20 protein-coding genes are annotated in these 20180 nt (G+C 35.3%); 7 read left to right on the top strand and 13 right to left on the bottom strand.

Annotated features, from left to right (window positions below; genetic code table 11):
• Positions 1 to 39: 39 nt before the first annotated feature.
• Complete coding sequence (locus CY0110_RS15500) at positions 40 to 939, bottom strand: ATP adenylyltransferase family protein (RefSeq protein ID WP_008276419.1); 900 nt, start codon at positions 937 to 939, stop codon at positions 40 to 42.
• Positions 940 to 949: 10 nt separating this feature from the next.
• Complete coding sequence (locus CY0110_RS15495) at positions 950 to 1762, bottom strand: Tab2/Atab2 family RNA-binding protein (protein WP_008276418.1); 813 nt, start codon at positions 1760 to 1762, stop codon at positions 950 to 952.
• A 247-nt stretch (positions 1763 to 2009) separates the two neighbouring features.
• Here CY0110_RS15495 and hemC point away from each other — a divergent pair, with 247 nt between their 5' ends.
• From hemC to CY0110_RS15470, 5 genes are all read left to right on the top strand, one after another.
• Positions 2010 to 2963 carry a hydroxymethylbilane synthase gene (hemC, locus tag CY0110_RS15490; RefSeq protein ID WP_008276417.1) on the top strand — a complete coding sequence of 318 codons (954 nt, stop codon included), beginning with the start codon at positions 2010 to 2012 and terminating at the stop codon, positions 2961 to 2963.
• A 264-nt stretch (positions 2964 to 3227) separates the two neighbouring features.
• Positions 3228 to 3581 carry a YbaB/EbfC family nucleoid-associated protein gene (locus CY0110_RS15485; RefSeq protein WP_008276416.1) on the top strand — a complete coding sequence of 118 codons (354 nt, stop codon included), beginning with the start codon at positions 3228 to 3230 and terminating at the stop codon, positions 3579 to 3581.
• A 409-nt stretch (positions 3582 to 3990) separates the two neighbouring features.
• Positions 3991 to 4650, top strand: coding sequence for a hypothetical protein (locus tag CY0110_RS15480; protein WP_008276415.1), 660 nt, complete (start codon positions 3991 to 3993; stop codon positions 4648 to 4650).
• 2 nt (positions 4651 to 4652) lie between these two features.
• Positions 4653 to 4982, top strand: coding sequence for a hypothetical protein (locus tag CY0110_RS15475; RefSeq protein ID WP_008276414.1), 330 nt, complete (start codon positions 4653 to 4655; stop codon positions 4980 to 4982).
• A gap of 2 nt (positions 4983 to 4984) precedes the next feature.
• Positions 4985 to 5263 (top strand): GIY-YIG nuclease family protein, encoded by a 279-nt coding sequence (locus tag CY0110_RS15470; RefSeq protein ID WP_008276413.1) that lies wholly within the window; start codon positions 4985 to 4987, stop codon positions 5261 to 5263.
• Between the two features lie 12 nt (positions 5264 to 5275).
• Here CY0110_RS15470 and CY0110_RS15465 read toward each other — a convergent pair whose 3' ends face one another.
• Positions 5276 to 6211 carry a DNA polymerase III subunit delta' gene (locus CY0110_RS15465; protein ID WP_008276412.1) on the bottom strand — a complete coding sequence of 312 codons (936 nt, stop codon included), beginning with the start codon at positions 6209 to 6211 and terminating at the stop codon, positions 5276 to 5278.
• Positions 6212 to 6264: 53 nt separating this feature from the next.
• Here CY0110_RS15465 and CY0110_RS15460 point away from each other — a divergent pair, with 53 nt between their 5' ends.
• Positions 6265 to 6612 (top strand): hypothetical protein, encoded by a 348-nt coding sequence (locus tag CY0110_RS15460; protein ID WP_008276411.1) that lies wholly within the window; start codon positions 6265 to 6267, stop codon positions 6610 to 6612.
• On the opposite strand, the gene CY0110_RS15455 is transcribed toward CY0110_RS15460, so the two are convergent.
• From CY0110_RS15455 to CY0110_RS15420, 8 genes are all read right to left on the bottom strand, one after another.
• Positions 6609 to 7064 (bottom strand): FHA domain-containing protein, encoded by a 456-nt coding sequence (locus CY0110_RS15455; RefSeq protein WP_008276410.1) that lies wholly within the window; start codon positions 7062 to 7064, stop codon positions 6609 to 6611. The genes CY0110_RS15460 and CY0110_RS15455 overlap by 4 nt on opposite strands.
• Positions 7065 to 7221: 157 nt before the next feature.
• The gene (locus CY0110_RS15450) at positions 7222 to 9561 is read right to left on the bottom strand and encodes a heavy metal translocating P-type ATPase (protein ID WP_008276409.1); all 2340 of its coding nucleotides are present in this window, start codon (positions 9559 to 9561) and stop codon (positions 7222 to 7224) included.
• A gap of 150 nt (positions 9562 to 9711) precedes the next feature.
• Complete coding sequence (locus CY0110_RS15445) at positions 9712 to 10074, bottom strand: DUF2489 domain-containing protein (protein WP_008276408.1); 363 nt, start codon at positions 10072 to 10074, stop codon at positions 9712 to 9714.
• A gap of 64 nt (positions 10075 to 10138) precedes the next feature.
• Positions 10139 to 11590, bottom strand: a complete 1452-nt coding sequence (locus CY0110_RS15440; RefSeq protein WP_008272619.1) for an IS66-like element ISCysp3 family transposase — start codon at positions 11588 to 11590, stop codon at positions 10139 to 10141.
• Between the two features lie 71 nt (positions 11591 to 11661).
• Entirely contained in the window at positions 11662 to 11886 is a 225-nt protein-coding gene (locus CY0110_RS15435) for a hypothetical protein (RefSeq protein ID WP_008276407.1), read from the bottom strand.
• Complete coding sequence (locus CY0110_RS15430) at positions 11883 to 12227, bottom strand: hypothetical protein (protein ID WP_008276406.1); 345 nt, start codon at positions 12225 to 12227, stop codon at positions 11883 to 11885. Before CY0110_RS15430 ends, CY0110_RS15435 begins: the two co-directional genes overlap by 4 nt.
• 220 nt (positions 12228 to 12447) lie before the next feature.
• Positions 12448 to 12801, bottom strand: a complete 354-nt coding sequence (locus CY0110_RS15425; RefSeq protein ID WP_008276405.1) for an SCO4402 family protein — start codon at positions 12799 to 12801, stop codon at positions 12448 to 12450.
• Between the two features lie 558 nt (positions 12802 to 13359).
• Positions 13360 to 14703: a GTP-binding protein gene (locus tag CY0110_RS15420; RefSeq protein ID WP_008276404.1), complete on the bottom strand. Its 1344-nt coding sequence runs from the start codon at positions 14701 to 14703 to the stop codon at positions 13360 to 13362.
• An 85-nt stretch (positions 14704 to 14788) separates the two neighbouring features.
• Here CY0110_RS15420 and CY0110_RS15415 point away from each other — a divergent pair, with 85 nt between their 5' ends.
• The gene (locus CY0110_RS15415; protein ID WP_035799601.1) at positions 14789 to 15670 is read left to right on the top strand and encodes a dienelactone hydrolase family protein; all 882 of its coding nucleotides are present in this window, start codon (positions 14789 to 14791) and stop codon (positions 15668 to 15670) included.
• Positions 15671 to 15873: 203 nt separating this feature from the next.
• Here the strand turns inward: CY0110_RS15415 and CY0110_RS15410 are convergent, their stop codons facing one another.
• Together CY0110_RS15410 and CY0110_RS15405 are read right to left on the bottom strand one after the other, a co-directional pair.
• Complete coding sequence (locus CY0110_RS15410; RefSeq protein WP_008276402.1) at positions 15874 to 17421, bottom strand: HlyD family efflux transporter periplasmic adaptor subunit; 1548 nt, start codon at positions 17419 to 17421, stop codon at positions 15874 to 15876.
• A 41-nt stretch (positions 17422 to 17462) separates the two neighbouring features.
• On the bottom strand, positions 17463 to 20174 hold the full coding sequence (locus tag CY0110_RS15405) for a peptidase domain-containing ABC transporter (protein ID WP_008276401.1): 2712 nt from the start codon (positions 20172 to 20174) through the stop codon (positions 17463 to 17465).
• Between the last annotated feature and the right edge of the window lie 6 nt (positions 20175 to 20180).

Below are 20180 nucleotides of genomic sequence, written 5' to 3'. Positions count from 1 at the left end.
ACTACTTTTTTTATAAATTATTTAATTTTCAACCCTAACTTAACTATATTTAGCAACTTTTTCTAAAATTGTTAAGGGTTTTACTGCTTTTAATATCTTTATTTGTTCTTCATTTTTTACTAATAATGCACCAGCAAACCCCAATGAGTTAATAGAAATTGATTCATATTTAGATTGCGATCGCGGAATGATCATCAGCCATTCTCTGGTCACTAAAAGATTATAAGGTTTCGGTTTTCCCTCTGGATTAATACTAATATTGAGATGTTCTAATAAATGATGATAGTTTTCTAAGATTTTTTGTGCTAAGTCTAAACTATTATTATTATCTTCAAATGGCATTCTAACAATACCATGCTCAAAATTAAAACAAGAAACTTGACCGATATTATCTTGATAGTTTGCTGTTTCTATTACTTTATCAATAGGAGTTTTTGGAAGTTCTGGAATGAAAGGAAAAGGCACTAATTGCAGATGTTTATGCCGTTGACTTGCCCCAGCTATCTTACCATTATTATAAAACCCTAAACCATCAATTTCTAATAAACAGGCACACAGTGCAGTAAAATCATTTAAGGTTAATAATGTTTGTTGTTGTTCAAACTCACGAGTAACAATTAATAAGTGATAATCTACTACATTAAATTTATTCAATAAACAAATATGAGTCTCTGAAATATCAGTCACAAATAAATCTTTCTCATAGGGTAAAAAAGGATTAAAATCTTTATCTAGTTTCTTCTGTTCTTTTTTCGCATTATCTTTACGTTCTATATTGTTTACAATTCTAACTAAAAAATCAATGTCTTGTTCAGTTATCAATTCATACTCTGTTGGTATAGATTTTAAAGCACCACAATTTTGAGCGTATTCTGTTTGCTGTTTTACTTTTTCCCATAATGTATTAGGTGTTAAGAGAATATTTGCTTCTTTTTTCATATTTAATACCTTAAATTTCTTCTTGTTTTAATAACCAGATACCTGTTTGAGTCATTCCAGAATCATCGGGTTGTATGAGTAAAAAATGAAGCCCTTGACTTTCTTCTTTTTGCTGTTCATATTGTTGAGCAGATTCAGCCATTTCTGAATCTTCAAATGTCAATAAAATCCAACGATCAACTAACCCTGATTCTAAAATTAATCCCCCAGACTGGTTAATATCTGTTGGAATATAATTCAAAGAAACGGGTTGATTTTCAGCAAACCAACGGGCTAAATACATCGATTGTCGACCGCCATAAATAACCACACCAGGAATATTGATATCCGAAGCAATTCCTAAATTAATGGGGTTTAATTCTTCTGATAAATCTTTAATGGGAATGGGGCGATCGCTAAAATAATCAAAAAAATCTCCTGCTTTAAATGCAGCAAAACGCCACTTGTCACCCCATAAACTTTCGGGGATAGGTTGAGGAGGTGCTTGTTCTAATTTGATAGAATTAGGATACTTTTCTTTTAAAATTTGTTTGAGTTGAGGGGTTCTTCTTGTCCCTTCAATTTTCACTCCTAACTTTTCCTCCACAAGTTGAAATAAACTAAGACACTGAGGACGAAACACTTTAATAATATCAGGGGAATATTCCTTAATAAAAGGTTCTAATTGCCCAATTAACCAGCTAGAATTAGCTTCTGACTGTTGACAACTTGACTGATAAACAATTTCACCTTTTTGTTCATTACAAATTATCAGATTCCAGGTAGTATTCTGTTTATTTTCTTGTGATAAATGTTTATAGAAATCTGCTTGCCAAACAATCATAGATTTGGATACAGTGAATTTAATTGATTCAATATTAATAATAACGTAAGTTAGGAGTTAGGGGTTCAATTATTAGTTCATTTACCACTGGTCACTGATAACTGGTAACTGCATAACTGTTTCCCAATTTGTAAAGAGATGTAACTATTTCTTGGCTAAGGCTGCGAATCACTTAACGAGGGTCAAACACTACGATACGCTAGAATGAGTCTCCTCATCGTTACATTAATTATTTAGTTTACCTTCTATGGTTGTTTCTAGTCGTGCTATTCGTATCGGTTCTCGAAAAAGTCAGTTAGCCCTAGTGCAAACTTACTGGATACAAGAACAACTACAAAAACATTACCCAGACCGTCAATTTGACGTAGAAACCATGAGTACCCAAGGGGACAAGATTTTAGATGTTGCCTTGGCTAAAATTGGGGATAAGGGTTTATTTACCAAAGAGTTAGAAACGGCCATGTTGCAAAATCAAGTAGATTTTGCAGTACACTCTCTTAAAGATTTACCGACCAACTTACCCGATGGTTTGATGTTAGGTTGCGTCACCGAAAGAGTAAACCCGGCTGATGCACTGGTGGTTAACGAAAAACATAAAGATAAACAACTCGATACCTTACCTGAAGGTTCAGTTATTGGAACGTCTTCTTTACGTCGCTTAGCCCAACTGCGTCATCATTATCCTCATTTAACCTTTAAAGATGTTCGTGGTAACGTTAACACCCGTTTATCTAAACTAGATGCAGGAGAATATGATGCCATTATCCTCGCTGTAGCAGGGTTGCAACGGTTAGATATGAGCGATCGCATTCATCAAGTCATTCCCGATGATATTTCTCTCCATGCTGTCGGACAAGGAGCATTAGGCATTGAATGTCGTACTGGTGATCCCGAAATTTTAGACCTTCTCAAAGCTTTAGAACATCCCGAAACTCGTGATCGTTGTTATGCAGAACGGGCGTTCTTACGGGAATTAGAAGGGGGGTGTCAAGTTCCTATTGGAGTTAATACGAAGATAGAAAACAATTTCTTAACTTTAACTGGTATGGTAGCCAGTCTGGACGGAAAAACTTTAATTAAAGATACGATTGAAGGAGAACAAGACCAAGCAGAGAAGTTAGGGCAAGAATTAGCAATGCGTTTGCGTGATGCAGGGGCAACAGAAATATTAGCAGCAATATTCGCCGAAATTCAGCGATAATTATACAGGGTCAATTTTTTTATTGGCCCTAGAAATTGAGCCAACATTAGCCAAAAAATGATAGGGTTACAAAGGGATGATTAACGAAGTCAGAAGTCAGAAGTTAGAAGTGTCTTTGAAACAAGGGTTTATTCCCTATTTCAAAAATTTCTCACTTTTAAAAGTCAGGTTTTTGACCTTATTATCTCAATAATCATCAACTCTAAAGGTCTTTTCTAAGGCTGAAAATAACTTAATTAGCAACATACAATATTTTTAACGAATATGACACAAGACAAAGGAAAAGGATTTGGCTTCGGATTAGGTAAAATCAAAGAACTTCAAGAGGCGTTCCAAAAAGCTCAACAAGTTCAAGCAGGAGCGCAACAACTCCAACAAGAGTTAGAGGAGATGAATATTGAAGGTTATAGCGATGAGGCGAAAGCGGTTACTGTAATCATGAGTGGTAACCAAGAACCTCGTCAGGTGACAATCTCTCCAGATGCTATGGGCAATAGTCCAGAGGCTTTATCCGACTTAGTTACAGCAGCTATGAAGGATGCTTACGCAAAATCCACTGAAACCATGAGAGAAAAAATGGAAACTCTTACCAGTGGTTTAAACCTTCCTGGAATGTAAAAATAAATCATGTAGTCAGGAAAGAGTGCACTTTATCTTGACTACTTACTCTTTTTTTAGAACTAAATTACTACAAATACTGTTTTTGGATACGCTATTCCGCCCATTCTGCATTTTTAATATATCATACCTCCTCAAACAGCGCAAACTCGTTGCTTATTTTGTCATGAATTCTTAACAAAAGAGGATAAATTAGGAAATCGAGCAAAAATAAATAATTCAAAAGCTTGTATGTTTAATACATAAGTTTTATTTATAAAACTAGCTTATATTTAACGACAGCATAATTATTAATAATTACAGTAATTTGGCTCACAATTGATTCGTGATTTGTCTTACATCAGTTTAACATTATCTCGTAGATAATAGATAACAAAAGAGTCATGAGTCATCAGAAACTTTGTTAACAATGAACAATAAAAACCATAAAGAAATACGGAATGATATTGAATTAACCAACCCTGAGCAAATGTATCAAATTAAAGATAGTCAGGGTAATATTGTTGACATTGAAGAAGCAAATGGTAGACAACTATTTAACCATTATCGTCATAATATGACCAACTACGATAAAATACTCGATGATGTACGTAAGCAACAAGGATATGTATCAGGAAGACAAGAAAAACAAGCAGCAATAGGTGCAGCAGAAAAAGTTTTAGAACTTCAACGAAATGAACATATAAAAGTTGTTAAAGATGCTCAAATAAAAGGAAATTTTATCAAACAGTTATTTCAAAAGTTTGGAGTAGCAACTGCATCAGCTTTAACGCAAAAATTAGATGAATTATCAGAAAACATAAAACAAATTAGCCATTTAGAAAATAGTCAACGTAGTTTACAAACCTGGAATGATACCTATCGAGTTCAAAAAGAATTAGTTAAAGAATTATTGAAACAAAAAAATGTTTCTGAAGACGTTATTATAGAAGTTGATAAAATTTATGGAACTCGTTCCGTCAATAAAGCGGTAGAAATGGGATGTCAATTATTTAATTGGGAAGCATCACAAACCATCAAATTAATTAAATCTGCTGTTAGATATAGTAAACTTAAATTAGAAGAATAATCATGAAACTAAACACAATTAAGAAACAAGTTTATTTTCTGACTTGTACAAAAAATACACAACAACTAAAAAAACAAAGACCTGATCTTATTAAAGGAAAAGATTTACGATATAAACAACATTGGCAAACAATTTTAGAACAAGTAAAAAAACTAAGATTAGAAAACTTTGACTTTTCTTTAGATGACTTAAACGCATCAGAAAAGATGCTAAAAGAATCATTAGTTAAAGTTTGTCAATTATCAGGTATGGATGATGAAAAAATAGAAATAGAATGGCAAAGAATTCAATTAGAAGCACAGTTTTCAGATATCCATATCGAAGAATTATAATCATGATTAGTGTAAAAAATATTTATTTATTACCCAAAGTTAGTGGAGTTTATAAAGTTATTGATGGACAAGGAACTATCATCTATGTGGGACAATCAAAAAATATTTATCGTCGCTGGAATAATGGTCATCATATACTACCAAAAATTATAAGGGAGTGTGGTGATAATACCTTGATTGACTGGGTTGAAGTTCCAGAATGGTTATTAAATAGAGTTGAAAATATGACAGTTTCTTTTTATCAACCTAAATTTAATAGAAAAACACCCCCTGTTGTTTAAACTGATAACTGTTCACTGAATCAACAAACAATCCCAAACTAAACGAGGTTGAACATAACTTAAAAGTTGCTTTTTAGCTGCTTCTAGTTTTTCCAAAAAAAGCTTATCTTGTGATTTTTGCCAGTAAGAATATTGAAGATAATTGATTAACCATAACTGTGCGTCATTGTCTAATTCTGTCGTAACCTCTTTAGCTAACTGTAAAGCATCTAAAGGGGTTTGAGGTAACTTTTTCAACTTTTGTCTGAGTTCAAAAGGGATATTTTGTAACTGTTCCCAAGCTGCGATCGCTTCTCCAGGACTCCCTTGACTTAAACCAATAATATCAGGATGATTAATAATTTCTTCGTAACCCAATCGACCTAAAACCGTTTTTAAATGAGCATCAGAAAGACGATAAAAAGGAATTTTTTGACAACGGGATACTAAAGTGGGTAATAAAGAATCAGCACTCGGTGCAATTAAAATTAATGTGGCTTTTCCTGGTTCTTCTAAGGTTTTTAATAAGCCATTAGCAGCAGCTTCAGTCATGGTTTCTGCTGCTTCTATTACCACCACACAGCGAGACGCTTCTAACGGAGGACGACTTAGAAATTGAGTAATATCACGAATTTGTTCAATGCGAACTTGAGGAGGTGCTTTACGTTTTAAACCGCTTTCTTGTGCTTCTTTGAGGGTTAATAATTGTCCCTGATGTTGATAAGTGGGTTCCACCCAATAAAAGTCGGGATGATTCCTATCAAGTACCCGTTTTTTGTCCCTAGCTTGTTGTTCCTCTGGTAAATTTAAAGATAATAATAATTGAGTGAAACATTTAGCCCCTAAAGCCCGTCCAATCCCATTAGGGCCAGCAAAAAGATAGGCGGGAGCAATACGGTTTTTAGCGATCGCCTGTTGTAATAAAGCAACCCCAGACGGTTGTCCTATCAGTTGTCGAAAATGATTCATTTTTATAAGATGGCCGCAGTCTAGTTAATAATCTATCTCTAGGAATAACATTTATGGCTCGCTATACATCTTCTTTCGTTGCTAATGCTACGGTAGAACAGGTTCCTACCCTATTAACCGAAGTATTAGAAGCCTGTGATTTTGGCATTGTATACCAAGCAACTGATTATTTGATGGCTAAAGAAACCCCTGGAAAAGTACCCTTTTCTAAAATAGTCAGTATCGAAATTTTAATTGAGAGTACCGTTGCCAAAAAAAATGAGGTTCCTGTGACCTTTGTGGTGAAAAATGATGAACTCCCCTTAAACCCTAATAACCATTGTCAACAACGATTTCAAGAACTACAAACCGCATTAAAAGAAAGTCAACAATGGCGTGCTATTACTGCCGTCCCTAGTTAATCATATTCTTTAGTATCGTCATCATAATCCATCATCGCAGGATCGATAAGGGTAATGTCAAAGGGATCATTACTGGGTAAGGTGGGGAATTTATCTCGTTGACGATACTGATAAATAGCAAACACCTGAGGTCCAAACACAATTTCATCTCCATCTTGGAGATCATGAGATGCTTGTTTAATCTTAGTCTGATTAATTAACAAGCCATTAACACTCCGTTTTCCCTCTCGATCCCCATCAACAATACTGTAGTAACTTGATCCATCTTCTCGAATGCGTCGATACAGGGTAGCATGATGGCGAGAGATGAACTGAGAACGAAGACGAATATCGCAATCGTGGGAACGACCTAAACTATAGGTAGGTTCTTGCAAAAGTATTTCTTGTCTGCCTTTATCATCCTCGATAATCAAGAAATGTTCTCGTTGAGGGAGTACAGATTTTTCAGCCATCGCTAAACCAAGTTTAAATTTAAAGTGCTTACAATTGTGTCAGGAAAGGAAACTAACTCACAAGATGTTAACCTTTTATATTTCTATCATGGTTGTTGATTTGTTTTGCTAGGGTTATAAACCTAATTCAAAATACCTTGACTATTTTTTCTTGTTTTTACTGGCGGAATTGATAACGAAGGAGCAAAGAGTTTGTCACTACGGTAACCGAACTAAACGCCATTAAACCAGCAGCTAGTGCAGGACTAAGTATCACCCCGAAACTAGGTAATAAAATTCCTGCAGCAATAGGAATGGCAAGTGTATTATAGCCTAAAGCCCACATCAGATTTTGACGAATTTTTCTAAATGTTCCTAAACTAAGATCCATTGCTGTGATAACATCGGCAAGGCGATCGCTCATCAGCACAATATCGGCGGTTTCCATAGCCACTTGGGTCGATCCTTGTAAGGATATTCCTAAATTCGCTTGGGCTAAGGCCGGTGCGTCATTAATGCCATCCCCTACCATAGCCACAGTTTTACGTTTCTGTAACTCTTCGACCATTGCTGCTTTTCCACTCGGAGGAATTTCGGCAAATACTTGATTAATACCTAATTGAGTCGCAATAGTTTGAGCAACTTGAGGATGATCCCCCGTCAATAAGATCACTTCTAACCCCCGTTTTTGCAATTCTGAGACGGTTTTCTTAGCATCAGGGCGAAGATTATCTTTAAGAGCTAAAACCCCTTTTATCGAGCCTTCTATCCCTAAATAAGCCACCGTCTTTCCTGCTTGGGTTAATTCGTTGATCCTATTCTTTTGGTCTTTCTCCACAATTAAACCCTTCTCTTTTAACCATGCCTCATTGCCTAACCAAACGGTTTGACCATCTACGATCGCTTGTACCCCTGATCCGGCTTCTGTCTGGAAATCTTCGGCCTGAAGTAAAGATAATTCTTCTTGTTCAGCTTTTTCAATAATAGCTAACCCTAGAGGATGGTTAGTGCCACTTTCTACGGTTGCTGCTAACTGTAACAAAGATTGAGGACTCATCCCATCAAACGTAAAATAATCAGTGACGCTAGGATGGCCAACGGTAAGGGTTCCAGTTTTATCAAAAATAACCCCTTCGACTTGATGAACTTTTTCGAGGACATCTCCCCCTTTAATTAATAGTCCCCGTTCCGAACCGATACTGGTTCCCACTAAAATAGCTGTTGGAGTGGCCAAACCCAACGCACAAGGACAAGCAACCACCAACACAGCGATCGCTAATTTCAAACTCAATAATAACGGAGAGGTTGATCCCATAGCCATGTCTGTATGATTCGGGTTTAACACTTGAGGATATAAATTAGTCCCAACGATGAACCAAAAGAGGAAAGTTAACGAAGCTAAACCCATCACTCCGTAGGCGAAATACCCTGCAACAGTATCTGCTAATTGTTGAATAGGGGCCTTTCTAGTTTGTGCCGTTTCTACTGAAGCGATAATTTGGGCTAACGTGGTATTTTCCCCGACTTCAGTTGTTTTGAGAGTAATCACCCCAGACTGGTTAAGGGTTCCTGCGATCGCCTTTTCTCCAGGTTCTTTGGCCACGGGAACGGATTCTCCTGTGACTAAAGATTCATCAATGGTTGTTTTTCCTTTAACAATCTCCCCATCAACCGGTATTTTTTCCCCTGGCAAAACTTTGACATATTCCCCTACCCTAACTTGTTCTACAGGAATCTCTATGCTAGAACTATCTTCAGAAAAAGGATCACCTACTAACCTAGCTAAAGTTGGTTGTAAGGCCATTAAAGCTTCTAAGGCTGAAGAAGCGCGGTTCCTAGCTTGTTTTTCGAGAGTTCGGCCTAAGAGAATAAACCCTAACAACATCACCGGTTCATCAAAAAAGCATTCCCAACCCAAACTAGGAAAAATAAAAGCCACACAGCTAGTAAGATAAGCACTGAGAGTTCCCAAACCGACTAACGTATTCATGTTAGCCATACCGTGAGAAAGTCCGCGCCAACCATCTATAATAATTTCTCGGCCAGGAATTAATAAAGCTAAAGTCGCTAGTCCCCAATGAAACCATAAATTACTAATAATGGGAATCGTTGGTCCGCCAAAATGTTCTAAATGGCCTAAGGTTGAAAAAATTAATAAAATTGCTGCGGTAATAAGATTAATTTTTTGTTGTTTTGCTTCTTCTTCTCGTCGTTGACTTTGATTGAGATGAACTTGTTGAGGGGTTAAGGTTTGTGAGCTACGAATGTCTGAAGGAAAGCCTATTTTAGTTAATTTTTCTGCTAAAATGTCGGGTTTAACGGTTTGTGGTTCGTAATCAATGACCGCTACTTCTGTGATTAAATTGACACAAGCTGAGACAACCCCAGACTGTTGCGTGAGTTGTCTTTCTACTGCACTCACACAACCTGCACATTTCATCCCTTGTACATCTAGGGTAACGGTTTCTCGTGAGGGTTGAGGGGTTTTTGATTCTGGTTTTGAAGAGAGTTGTATCATATTTTACTATCATCGGCGATCAGTCTTTTTTGCTGATCCTATTAATCTAATTTCTTCAATTCTAGGGTAACGATAAATTTTAAACCGTCCTTAAGCCTGAAATTTATGTTTTCCTTATATTTTGCAATAGGATGAGTTGATATGATGACCTCATAACAAAATATCTATTATCTGCCTACAATCATCCAAAATACGGTTTTTTACTTTAGCAAGATACTCCTCTTTTTTAACATCTAATCGTGCAAGAGAGTCAGGATGCCATGTATTGCGCATTGCTTCACCAATTGGAATATCATCAGTCTCAGAAGTAACTCCTTTGAAGGTTAGGAAAGCATCATCAAAATCATCGTCAGTATCCAAAGACTGATCACGAAAATCCAATTCATACTTAAGATCATCTATCCTGCGACATCCTTCGATTAAATCAATCTTATTTTCAATCATCTTTTTTGCTGTCTCAATAATTTCGGATTTAATCTGATTTAATTGCTTAGGAGTGTTATAGTTTTGCATAATATTTTATTCTCATTATCCTAACATTTATCAAACTTTGCTAAATAAACGTAAGGATTCAGGTCTAGAAGTTAGGAATTAGGGAAGGAAACAAACAATTCGGATGACCGACTTTGGCTATTAATGACTTCTCGAAAAAATCAATCACCGAACGTTCTTGACGACGACAAGTTTGAATAACCGTCAATAAGTTAGCTGTTTGTTTAAATCGTTCCATGCTTCTTGAACCCCCACTAACTTTCCGTTTCGTGATGGCTAATCTTAAGGATCTTTCAGCAAGATTATTATCAGGGGGGATCTCTGGATGCTCCAGAAAATACCACCATTGCTCTGCCTTTTGCCGAAGGTTTCGCAAAAGTTTTCCGGCTTCATAACCGGCTTTAGGCTTCCATTCTTCTGTGGCTATCTTTATCTTATCTTTGAATTGTCTTGCCCAAACTTGATAACCATGCCTATTCTTATCGTTTTGCCAAATACGATAATGACGGAAAGCTTCATCAATTAATTTGAGAAAAGTTTGACCGATGGTTTTGTTATATTGACCTGGAGTTTTTATTAATCGCTGAAAGTGACGGCGTAAATGTGCCAAACATTTCTGTTGAGCAACAACAGTATAACCATTGTAAACTCCCAAATCATCACTACTTAAAACACCACCATATTCATGGCCTAACTGATCTTCTAATTCCTTACGCCCCCTAGTATCAGCAGCCCGAAACAGGCAGAAAAGTTGATTGGTAAATACCCACAACCATTCTTTGACTCCCTTCACTGGCCAGGGTGTTTCATCAACATGAATTGGGGGTTGTTCTACTTTGACCCACTTGGATAATTGTTCAACCGACGGATTAATGGCTGTTTCTACTCGTTGATTGGTGGCTACGATGGTCCCCATACCTATCTCAATTTGCCCTAACTCCCACAACATCTCTTGTTGCTTTTCATAAGGTAGATGTCCATAATTCCCTAACCATCCCAGAAAAGCTTGTAACTTCACTCCTAAATCTTGTCCTGGGACGGTCTTGGGCGACCAATTCGCTTTGGTCACTTCACCACAATGCCCACAGCGACAATGATGACGATGATATTCTACTACCTCAATGGGTTTATCTACCAGTTGTGCTACCTGCTGAGAATCAACTTTCACTGGTTCTATTAATAATTCTGTTTGACCACAGTGACTACATATTGATGGTTGCAAGATTTGAATTCTGTCAATTCTCCCAAAGCCTTTCCTTGTTTTTCCCTTATGTCCAGGTTGTCCCCCTGGTTTTCTTTTCTTATCCTTATCGTCTTCAGTTGTTTTAGCCTTCTCAGACTTTTTCAATAAGTCTGTTGATGGGGGTTTTGATGAGGTTTGGCTATCTAAATTACGACTGAGCTTTAATTTTTCTATTTCTTTTTGTAGCTGCTCGATAAGTTTCTGTTGAGCCAAGATAATTTGTACCAACCCAGATTTTGACAGTTGGTTTAATTCGTCTGGATTTAACTGTACTCCTGGTTCAGTTTGACTCATACCGTTACTTTAGCGCAGTCAGCCTGTTTGTCAATATTTGCCACCTGAATCCTTACAAATAAACTGTACTATTATTTTAGTCGAAGTTCTATATCAACTTGATTTTGTTTAACATCATCTATACACTGCAACCAATCATCCCAAATAGCAGGATCGACAATTTCGCCATCGGATAGTGTACTCATACTGCCAAGTAAACTCCCTATATCATCAGATTGTGTCATTTCATATATTTTGACTAGATAAGCATACATTGCAGTATAGGCTTCTTTTTCAGTTAAATTAATACTCATCATTCTAAATTCACTTTAAATTCACTACAAAGACAATTAAGTTTTTGGACATTTGTAGCGTATATTTCAAAGAAGGTCGTATCAAAGGCGTGAATTTCTATAATAGCATTGCCAAGATCATTAGGAGGTTCATCTTCAGTCATCCATGATCGAGATACCTTTAAAATTTTAGTTGTCTTTGGAACTACTAAAAAGATTCCCGAAAGAAATTGATCAACTTTTAAACAAGCTTGTATAAGTTGTTGTGTTGTTCCGACATAAAAAGGTTGATTTTCACCAATTAAAGCTAAAGGAAGATTGTTGTTAGCTGAAACATCTGCTGCAAACCAGACACAATCACTCAAATCTTTTTCTACAATTTGAAGAATTCTAACTAGCTGTTTTCCTAAACATGAAAACTTTTCTTTGTTGATTTCTTTATCGGTTAGACAAACAACTATCAGAGATTTTTTAATTTTCTGTTTTATGTTGATAATAAATAATTATAGAAAAGCGATCGCTTTCATGAACAAACTGTTTTGTTGGGTTTCACTTCGTTTAACTCAACCTACAAAGTAATAATTGCTATTCCTCTAATATTAACAAAGCTTTCTTAGCATTTATAATAACATTTTTCCATTGTGGCGAGTTAATATAATCTAAATCTGAGGCATTTGTTCCCAATATTTCAAACAATTTTTCTAAAGATTCTATCACTTCCATAATAATTGTTAATTCTTCCTCATTTTTCACAAACAAGCCAATTGTTGCTTCTGCATTTTCATCAAAACCAGCTTGATCGTACAAGAAATGAATAACATAATCAAAACAATCATATTCACCGCTAGTATTGTTTAACCAATTTTGTTTTTGATATTCAAGATCAGATAAAATTTTTATAGATAACAATAACTCTTGACGCATCTCAGGATACTTCATATTAATTAGCCTACTAAACATAAAAACTTTTCTTTATTGATCTCTTTACCCCTTAAACGAACAACTATCGGAAGTTTATTCATTATCTGTTTCCTACCAATAATAAACTATTATAGTAAAGCGATCGCTTTCATCGACAAACTATTCATTGTTTCAAATTTTTTTTCTTGTCTATTTCCGCATTGACAAAGCGATTCTTGAAAGTGGGTTACAGGAATTTTCAATGAAACTATTAATTGCAACTGACCTAATATATCTTCACCTATACAAATAGCAATATTTCCAAAAATAGAATCTATATGATTGACATTCGTAATAAGACATTCAATTGCAAATTTCTTTTTATTTCCAAAAATTATATAAATTAATACTCATTTTATATTGTTAAATGTTCTACAAGTTGACACCAATTCTAATTGTAAAGACAAAAAAGCTAAGTATTTAAACTAATCATTAAATAAGCGCTCATAATAATATATTATCTTCAGGGTTATATGTATTAGAAAATTAGCTATGTACATTAAAGATACATTCCAAATTTAAAACAATAAATTAATTTCACTCATCTATTTGTAGTCGATAAATAATAGTATTAGGATCAATTTGATTAATGATATTTTTAATGACCATACTCGGTCCTAAATCTCCCCAACTGCATCCTTTTTCTAAGTATTCTTGTGCTGCTTTGCCAATAATATAAGTTCCATAAGCTGCGAGTCCACCTTGTAAAATAGCGGTACTTCCATAAGTTGTTAAAATAGCAGGATTTTCCATAAAACTTGACACCGCTAAAGCTGTTTTACCTAATCCTAATATTAATCCTGTAGCAATTTCTCCTAATAATAAACCCCCAGAACTAACAAATATTTTACGCCATAGTTTTCCTGCTTCATGATTAGTTATTGGGAGTCCGTATAATCTAGCTAAGGAACGAATTAATGTTAAATCTGTGATACTTCCTCCAATAATATCTAAGAAACCAATAGGATTAATGGCAACTGCTACGGATTTATATTTAACATATTTCCAGATAATTGCTTCTGCTTCTTCTTGTCTATTTTTAATAGTTTTTTTGGCAATATTTTCCTCTGCTTTTTTCGCTTTTTGCAAAGCATTTAAACACAATAAAGATTTTCCTTCTTGATTCAAAATAGTTAAAATCTTATTTTTTAATTCATCAACTTTTGGTGGTGCTGTTTCCCATTCTTCTGCTGTTTTTCCATCAGCATATTTAACTAAAATAGGAATCGGTTGAGGAGACGCTGCAACCCTAACAATATCTTCAACAGCTATCAAAAATCTCTCATCAATATTAGAATTTCGTCCTATTTTCTGTAATTGTTCATAAATAGTATTAACATCTTTATCAGGATAAAGATCAATTTTATTAAAGACTAAAATGATGGGTTTAAATGCTTGTTTTAACTGTAGCAAAGCTTCGTATTCAGTTCGAGTAATGTCTTCAGAAATAATAAATAAAATTAAATCAGCTTCATTAGCAATATTACGGGACATAATTTCCCGTTCTTTTCCATCTATTTCATCTAATCCAGGGGTATCAATAAATTCAATTGTCACGTTACCAAGAGGAGGAGTCCAACGAACCGATTGCGGCCATTTTGTCACCCCGTGAATAGGTCCGCTATCTAGAATATTTTGACCCATTAAAGCATTAATTACGGCTGATTTTCCGCGACTTACTAACCCAAAGGTTGCAATTTTAATAACATTATTTTCTATCTTTTCTAGAGAAGCTTTTAAGGCTTGTAAATCGGGTTTTACGGCTGCTTGTAATTCTAAATTTGGAGGATAATTCCAATGACGGCGTACACTAGTATACCAGGATAAAGCTTGTTGCAAACTAGCGCGAGTTTGTTGAATGTGGGTGTCTTGTTGAGTCAAAGTTAATTAATAATGAATAATGTCATAGAAAAGCAATTTTGTAAGAATTATGATAGCTTAAAAATGTTCTATATCAATGTTATCTATGCGTTTATTTCTTGCACTGGTTTTAGGAACTTTTTTGGTGGTAGTGGGTTGGCAATCTAATCTTTTCGCAACTAATGTAACGTTACCTCCTCAAGATGCTTATACAGACTATATGTGGGAAGTCCATCATGATGAACGACCAACTCCTACAGATATTTTAACGCAAGCACCGGATGAAGATGACACGGTTACCGCAGAGATGGTAACTTATGGGACTTTAGAAGAAAAAGAAATTAAAGGTTATCTTGCGTCTCCGATGAATAACGATCGCCCTTTACCTGCTATTATTGTTATCCATGAATGGTGGGGACTCAATGATAATATTAAAGCGATGACCCGTAAAATTGCAGCAGAAGGTTATACAGCGTTAGCCGTGGATATGTATGCTGGAGAATCCGCCGAAACCCCTGAAAAAGCCATGAAATTAGTGACTGACGCTCGAAATAATAGCGATCGCCTCAAGGATAATCTTGCTCTAGCTTACCAATATTTAGAAGAAGAAGAAAACGCCCCAAAAATTGCTTCTATCGGTTGGTGTTTTGGGGGTAGTTTATCGTTGAAAACTGCTTTATTATTCCCTGAAAATCTCGATGCTGCGGTTATTTATTATGGAGGAGACTTAGAAACCGATGCAGAAGTTCTAAAATCCCTAGAAATGCCCATTTTGGGGATTTTTGGAGAGTTAGATGATCGACCGTCCCCTGAAACAGTGAAAGAGTTTGAAATGACTTTAAAATCTCTTGATAAAGAGGTTGAGGTTTATATCTATCCCAATGCTGATCACGCTTTCGCTAACCCATCTGGGGAACGATATAACCAAGTAGCGGCCATGGATGCTTGGGATAAAACGGTACAATTTTTCTCAGAACATTTGAAATAAGTGGTAATCATTTCATTGTTAATTTTATATATCTATATCAGGAAAGAGCAAAAGTTTAATTTTTGCTCTATTTTTTAGATTTTAAATCAGTTTTACTACAATATTATACCAAATATGATTATTTTAGTAGAATAACGTTTTTTCCCAAGATGAGAATTGCTGATTCAACCCCTACTTAATTCTGACTTAATTAATGATACTTTCTAAAGTTTAAAGCCTCCATTTTGTAACTTTTTAAAGGGATCAAGTATAAAATCAATTAAACGACGTTGACGAACAACGACCTCTGCTATTGCTGTATCTCCGGGACGTAAATTAATACACTCTTCAGGAGTCGGCATACAAGTCTGAGCAAGCTCAATTGTAAGGTCATAAACTAAAGTTTTACCATCAGAAGTTTCTATTTCTTTCGTCGTAGGAGAAACCTCGATTAATTTTCCTTCAATTACCCCATAATCTTGGAAAGGAAAAGCATCAAACTTCATTTTAACCGGCATTCCTTTAGTAACTGAACCACTTTCTGCTGTTGCCATTTCCGCTTGTAAAATTAACGCTGTTCCTTGAGGTGCAATTTCTAAAATTCGAGTTCCTGACTGGACAACTGACCCTTCAGTGTCAATGGGCAAATCAAAAACAGTTCCTTCAATTGGTGCTTTTATCACTCGTTGACTTAACTGATAATTTAAACTTTCTATTCGACTTTTTGTCTGTTCTATATCTGAGTTGAGGGTAGTTATTTCTGTTTCCAAGTTTTTGATTTGTTCTTGGTTTTTAAGTAGGGAAAGTTCTCCTGAACCTACTAAACTATCATAACTATTTTCCTGTTCTTTAAGTCTTAAGTCAGCTTCTTTAATATCAGCTTTGGCTTTTTCAAGAGTCTGTTGATAACTACTCTGTTGCTCTGCTAAACGATGTTTAGCTTGCTCGATATCTGACTTTGTTTGTTCATAAGCTTTTCTTCTTTCTTGCAAAGCATCTTCTTTTTCTACTACCTGAATTTGTGACACGATTCCTTCTTCAATAGCAGAATCGTAACGCGCTTTAATACCTTTAGCATTTTCTAACTGAATTTTTGCTAATTGGATAGCTCTTTGATTATGGTCTAAGTCTTGTTTTGCCTGACTTACTTGTGCTTGTTTTTCTTGTTTTTGTAAATGATAGGCATTTTTTAGCCTATCAAGATTGGCTTTAGCTTGATTAATTTGTGCTACTTTTTCTAATTTTTGTGCCTGATTTTGTTGTTCCTGAGTCTGAAATACAAGTTGTAATTGTTGTCCTAAGATTTGTAATTGACTTAACCGTTCTTTTTGTCCTTCTAGCTTTGTTTGTTCCTGTTTTAAATCTGCTTTAATTAAGTCAGATTCAATTTCCATTAATCTTTCTCCACCTTTCACTGTATCTCCTTCTTTAATTAAAATTAAAGAGACCTTTCCCTCCACAGGTGCATCTAATTTAACTGTTTTTCCTTGAGGTTCTAATTTACCTTTTGCCGTCCCTGTTTCATCCACTTTTGCTAACATTACCCAAGGTAAAGCAACACCAACAAAAATAACTAGAAAGTAAAGGAGTCCTCTCGTCCAAACACAGGGCAAAGTATCAAGAATTTCTTTTGTTGAATACGCCCAATCATCAGAATGATTCGTTGCTGTTTCTGTTTTAGGTTCTTCGATTTTAGTGATAGATTCATTTTGACTCAAAAATTGTTCATGAGATGGATAAGAAAGATTTCCGTTATTAGCTGCGTTAGTCATAATTTTTATTCAAAAAAATTCAAAAGGTATACAAATAAAAATCAATTGGCAATATCTAATTGCTGTTGATTTAGATAATAATAATGACCTTGTTTAGCCATTAATTGATTATGCGTTCCACTTTCAATTAAAACTCCCCGATCTAAGACTAAAATTAAGTCTGCTTTACGCACGGTAGAAAGACGATGAGCAATAACTAAAGTGGTTTGATGACGAAGAATTGAGTTTAAATTGGTTTGAATAATTCGCTCTGATTCTGCATCTAAATGGGAGGTAGCTTCATCTAAAATTAAGAGACGAGGATTACCCAATAAACCTCGAGCGATCGCTAATCTTTGCCGTTGTCCTCCTGATAGGGTTCCTCCCCCTTCTCCAATTTGGGTTTCATAACCCATTGGTAATTTTTCTATGAATTCATCGGCCCCTGCTAATTTAGCAGCTTCAATAATTTCTTCTAAGGTAGAATCAGGATGAGCTAAAGCAATATTTTCCCGAATTGTTCCCCCAAATAAAAAGGTATCTTGATCCACGACACCAATTTGTTGTCTCAAGGAACTAAGGGATAAACTATTAATATCTTGACCATCAATTAAAACTTTTCCGTCAGTAGCAGGATATAAACCTAAAACCAGTTTTGAAATAGTCGTTTTTCCTGAACCACTTCGCCCCACTAAGGCCACAGTTTGGCCAGGTTTTATTTCAAAGCTAAGATTTTCTAAGACGTTTAAATCACTTTCTGTATGATAACGAAAAGTGACATTATTAAAGCAAATATTGCCTTGAATACGAGGTAAAATTTGTCGTGATTGCTTTTGTAAATCTTCTTCGGGTTCGTAGTCAAGTACATCATTTAGTCTTTCTACAGCAATAACAACTTCTTGTAATTGTTCCCACAATACCGTAAGTCTTTGAAAGGGACTAATCACATTACCAAATAGCATATTAAAAGCCACTAATTGACCGATAGTTAATTGATTTTGAATCACTAACCAAGCTCCATACCATAGTAATCCAGTGGTCGCTAATGTTTCAATTGTATTACTAAAAATTTGTAGTCGGTTGCCAATAACTTGACCAGAAAATTGTGTGGTAATTTCTTTATGTAATAGTTCCTCCCAATGCCAACGAACACTTCTTTCAACAGCACTCGATTTAACCGTCCGCACACCACTTAAGGCTTCAATTAGATAGCTTTGTTCTTTAGCCATTTCCCCAAATATTTCCCTAGAAATACGCTTTAAAAAGGGGGTTGCTATTAATGCAAGTAGGGCAAACGGAGGGACAATTGCTAAGGAAAGAAGTGCCATTTTCCAGCTATACCACCACATCAAGCCTACATAAATAAAAACGGTTATTAAATCAAGAAGAATTGATAAAGCTTCCCCTGTTAAAAATCGTTGTATTTTTCGATTTTCTTGGACACGAGAGATAATATCACCTACATAACGAGACTCAAAAAATCCTAGAGGAAGACGCAAAGTGTGGTTAATAAAAGCTACTATTAAGGTGATGTCAATTTTGTTAGCTGTATGATCTAATAAATACTGACGTAACCCCATCATTGCAACTTTAAATAAGCCAAAAATAATTAATCCTAATCCAATAGCTAATAAGGTAACACCTGATCGCTGTACCACCACTCGATCTAGGATAAGTTGGGTAAAAATTGGGGTAATTAGTCCAAAAATTTGGATAAATAAAGAGGCAATAAATATCTCAAAAATGACTAACCCATGAGGTTTTATCAATTCAAAAAATTGCCAAAATGGAGTAGTGCTTTCTTTGGTATCTTTTAAGGAAACCGTCGGTTTTAATAACAGGGTATAACCTGTCCAATTCTTTTTAAATTCTTCGTGACTGATGGTTTTTTGCCCAATCCCCGGATCAGCTATTATTACTTGTTTTTTAGTAATTTCATAAACAACAATGTAATGTTTACCTTCCCAATGAGCAATGGCAGGAAGTTGTTGTTGGGCTAATTTATCTAAACTTGCTTTAACCGGACGAGTGGTAAAGCCGATGCTTTCTGCTGTATAACAAAGTCCCCTTAAAGAAGCTCCATTTTTGTCTACATTAGCCATATCTCTGAGACGATTAATACTCAGTTTTTTACCCCAATAACGAGCGATCATGGCTAAACAAGCTGCCCCACAATCTGAAGCACTTTGTTGAGCATAAAAAGGATAGCGTCGCCACACTTTCTGTAACAAATGACCGACTCGTTGAGTGGGACTAGGAAAATAGGCTTTATTAACTATTTTTGCTGATTTAGTAGTTGTTTTTTCTGAAGGTAAATTAAGAGCAAGATCAATAGTTTTTTGTACCGAAGTAGTGGGATTTAACTGGTAGTTGCGCTGTTGAGCTTTTTGATAAAAATGTTCCTGAATTTGAGGATATTTACGGATCAAAGGAAATAATAGTTCAGGAGAAAGATAACAAAGTTTTGTTTTTAAACCAGATCTAATTCCATAAAAATCAAAATTTTCATCGGGAAAAAATCGGCATTCTCCAAACGTATCTCCTACTTCTAAAGTTAAAATTTTCTCGTTAGCTTGATTGACTAATCTCGACTTACCTTCAACAACAATATAAAGTCCAGCTTCTGCTTTCGTGGTTTCCCAAAATAATCCCACTGTAGGTTCAATCAGTTTAATTTGTTGTCGTAAACGAAAAAATTCCTGCTCAGATAAAGTACACCCCAATGCTTCTTTGAGTTGATTACGGGAAATAACAGGATTATGAATTTGTACCATAATTTT

The organism is Crocosphaera chwakensis CCY0110 (assembly GCF_000169335.1).
Lineage (GTDB): Bacteria > Cyanobacteriota > Cyanobacteriia > Cyanobacteriales > Microcystaceae > Crocosphaera > Crocosphaera chwakensis.
This window is presented reverse-complemented; position numbering and strand designations above follow the sequence as displayed.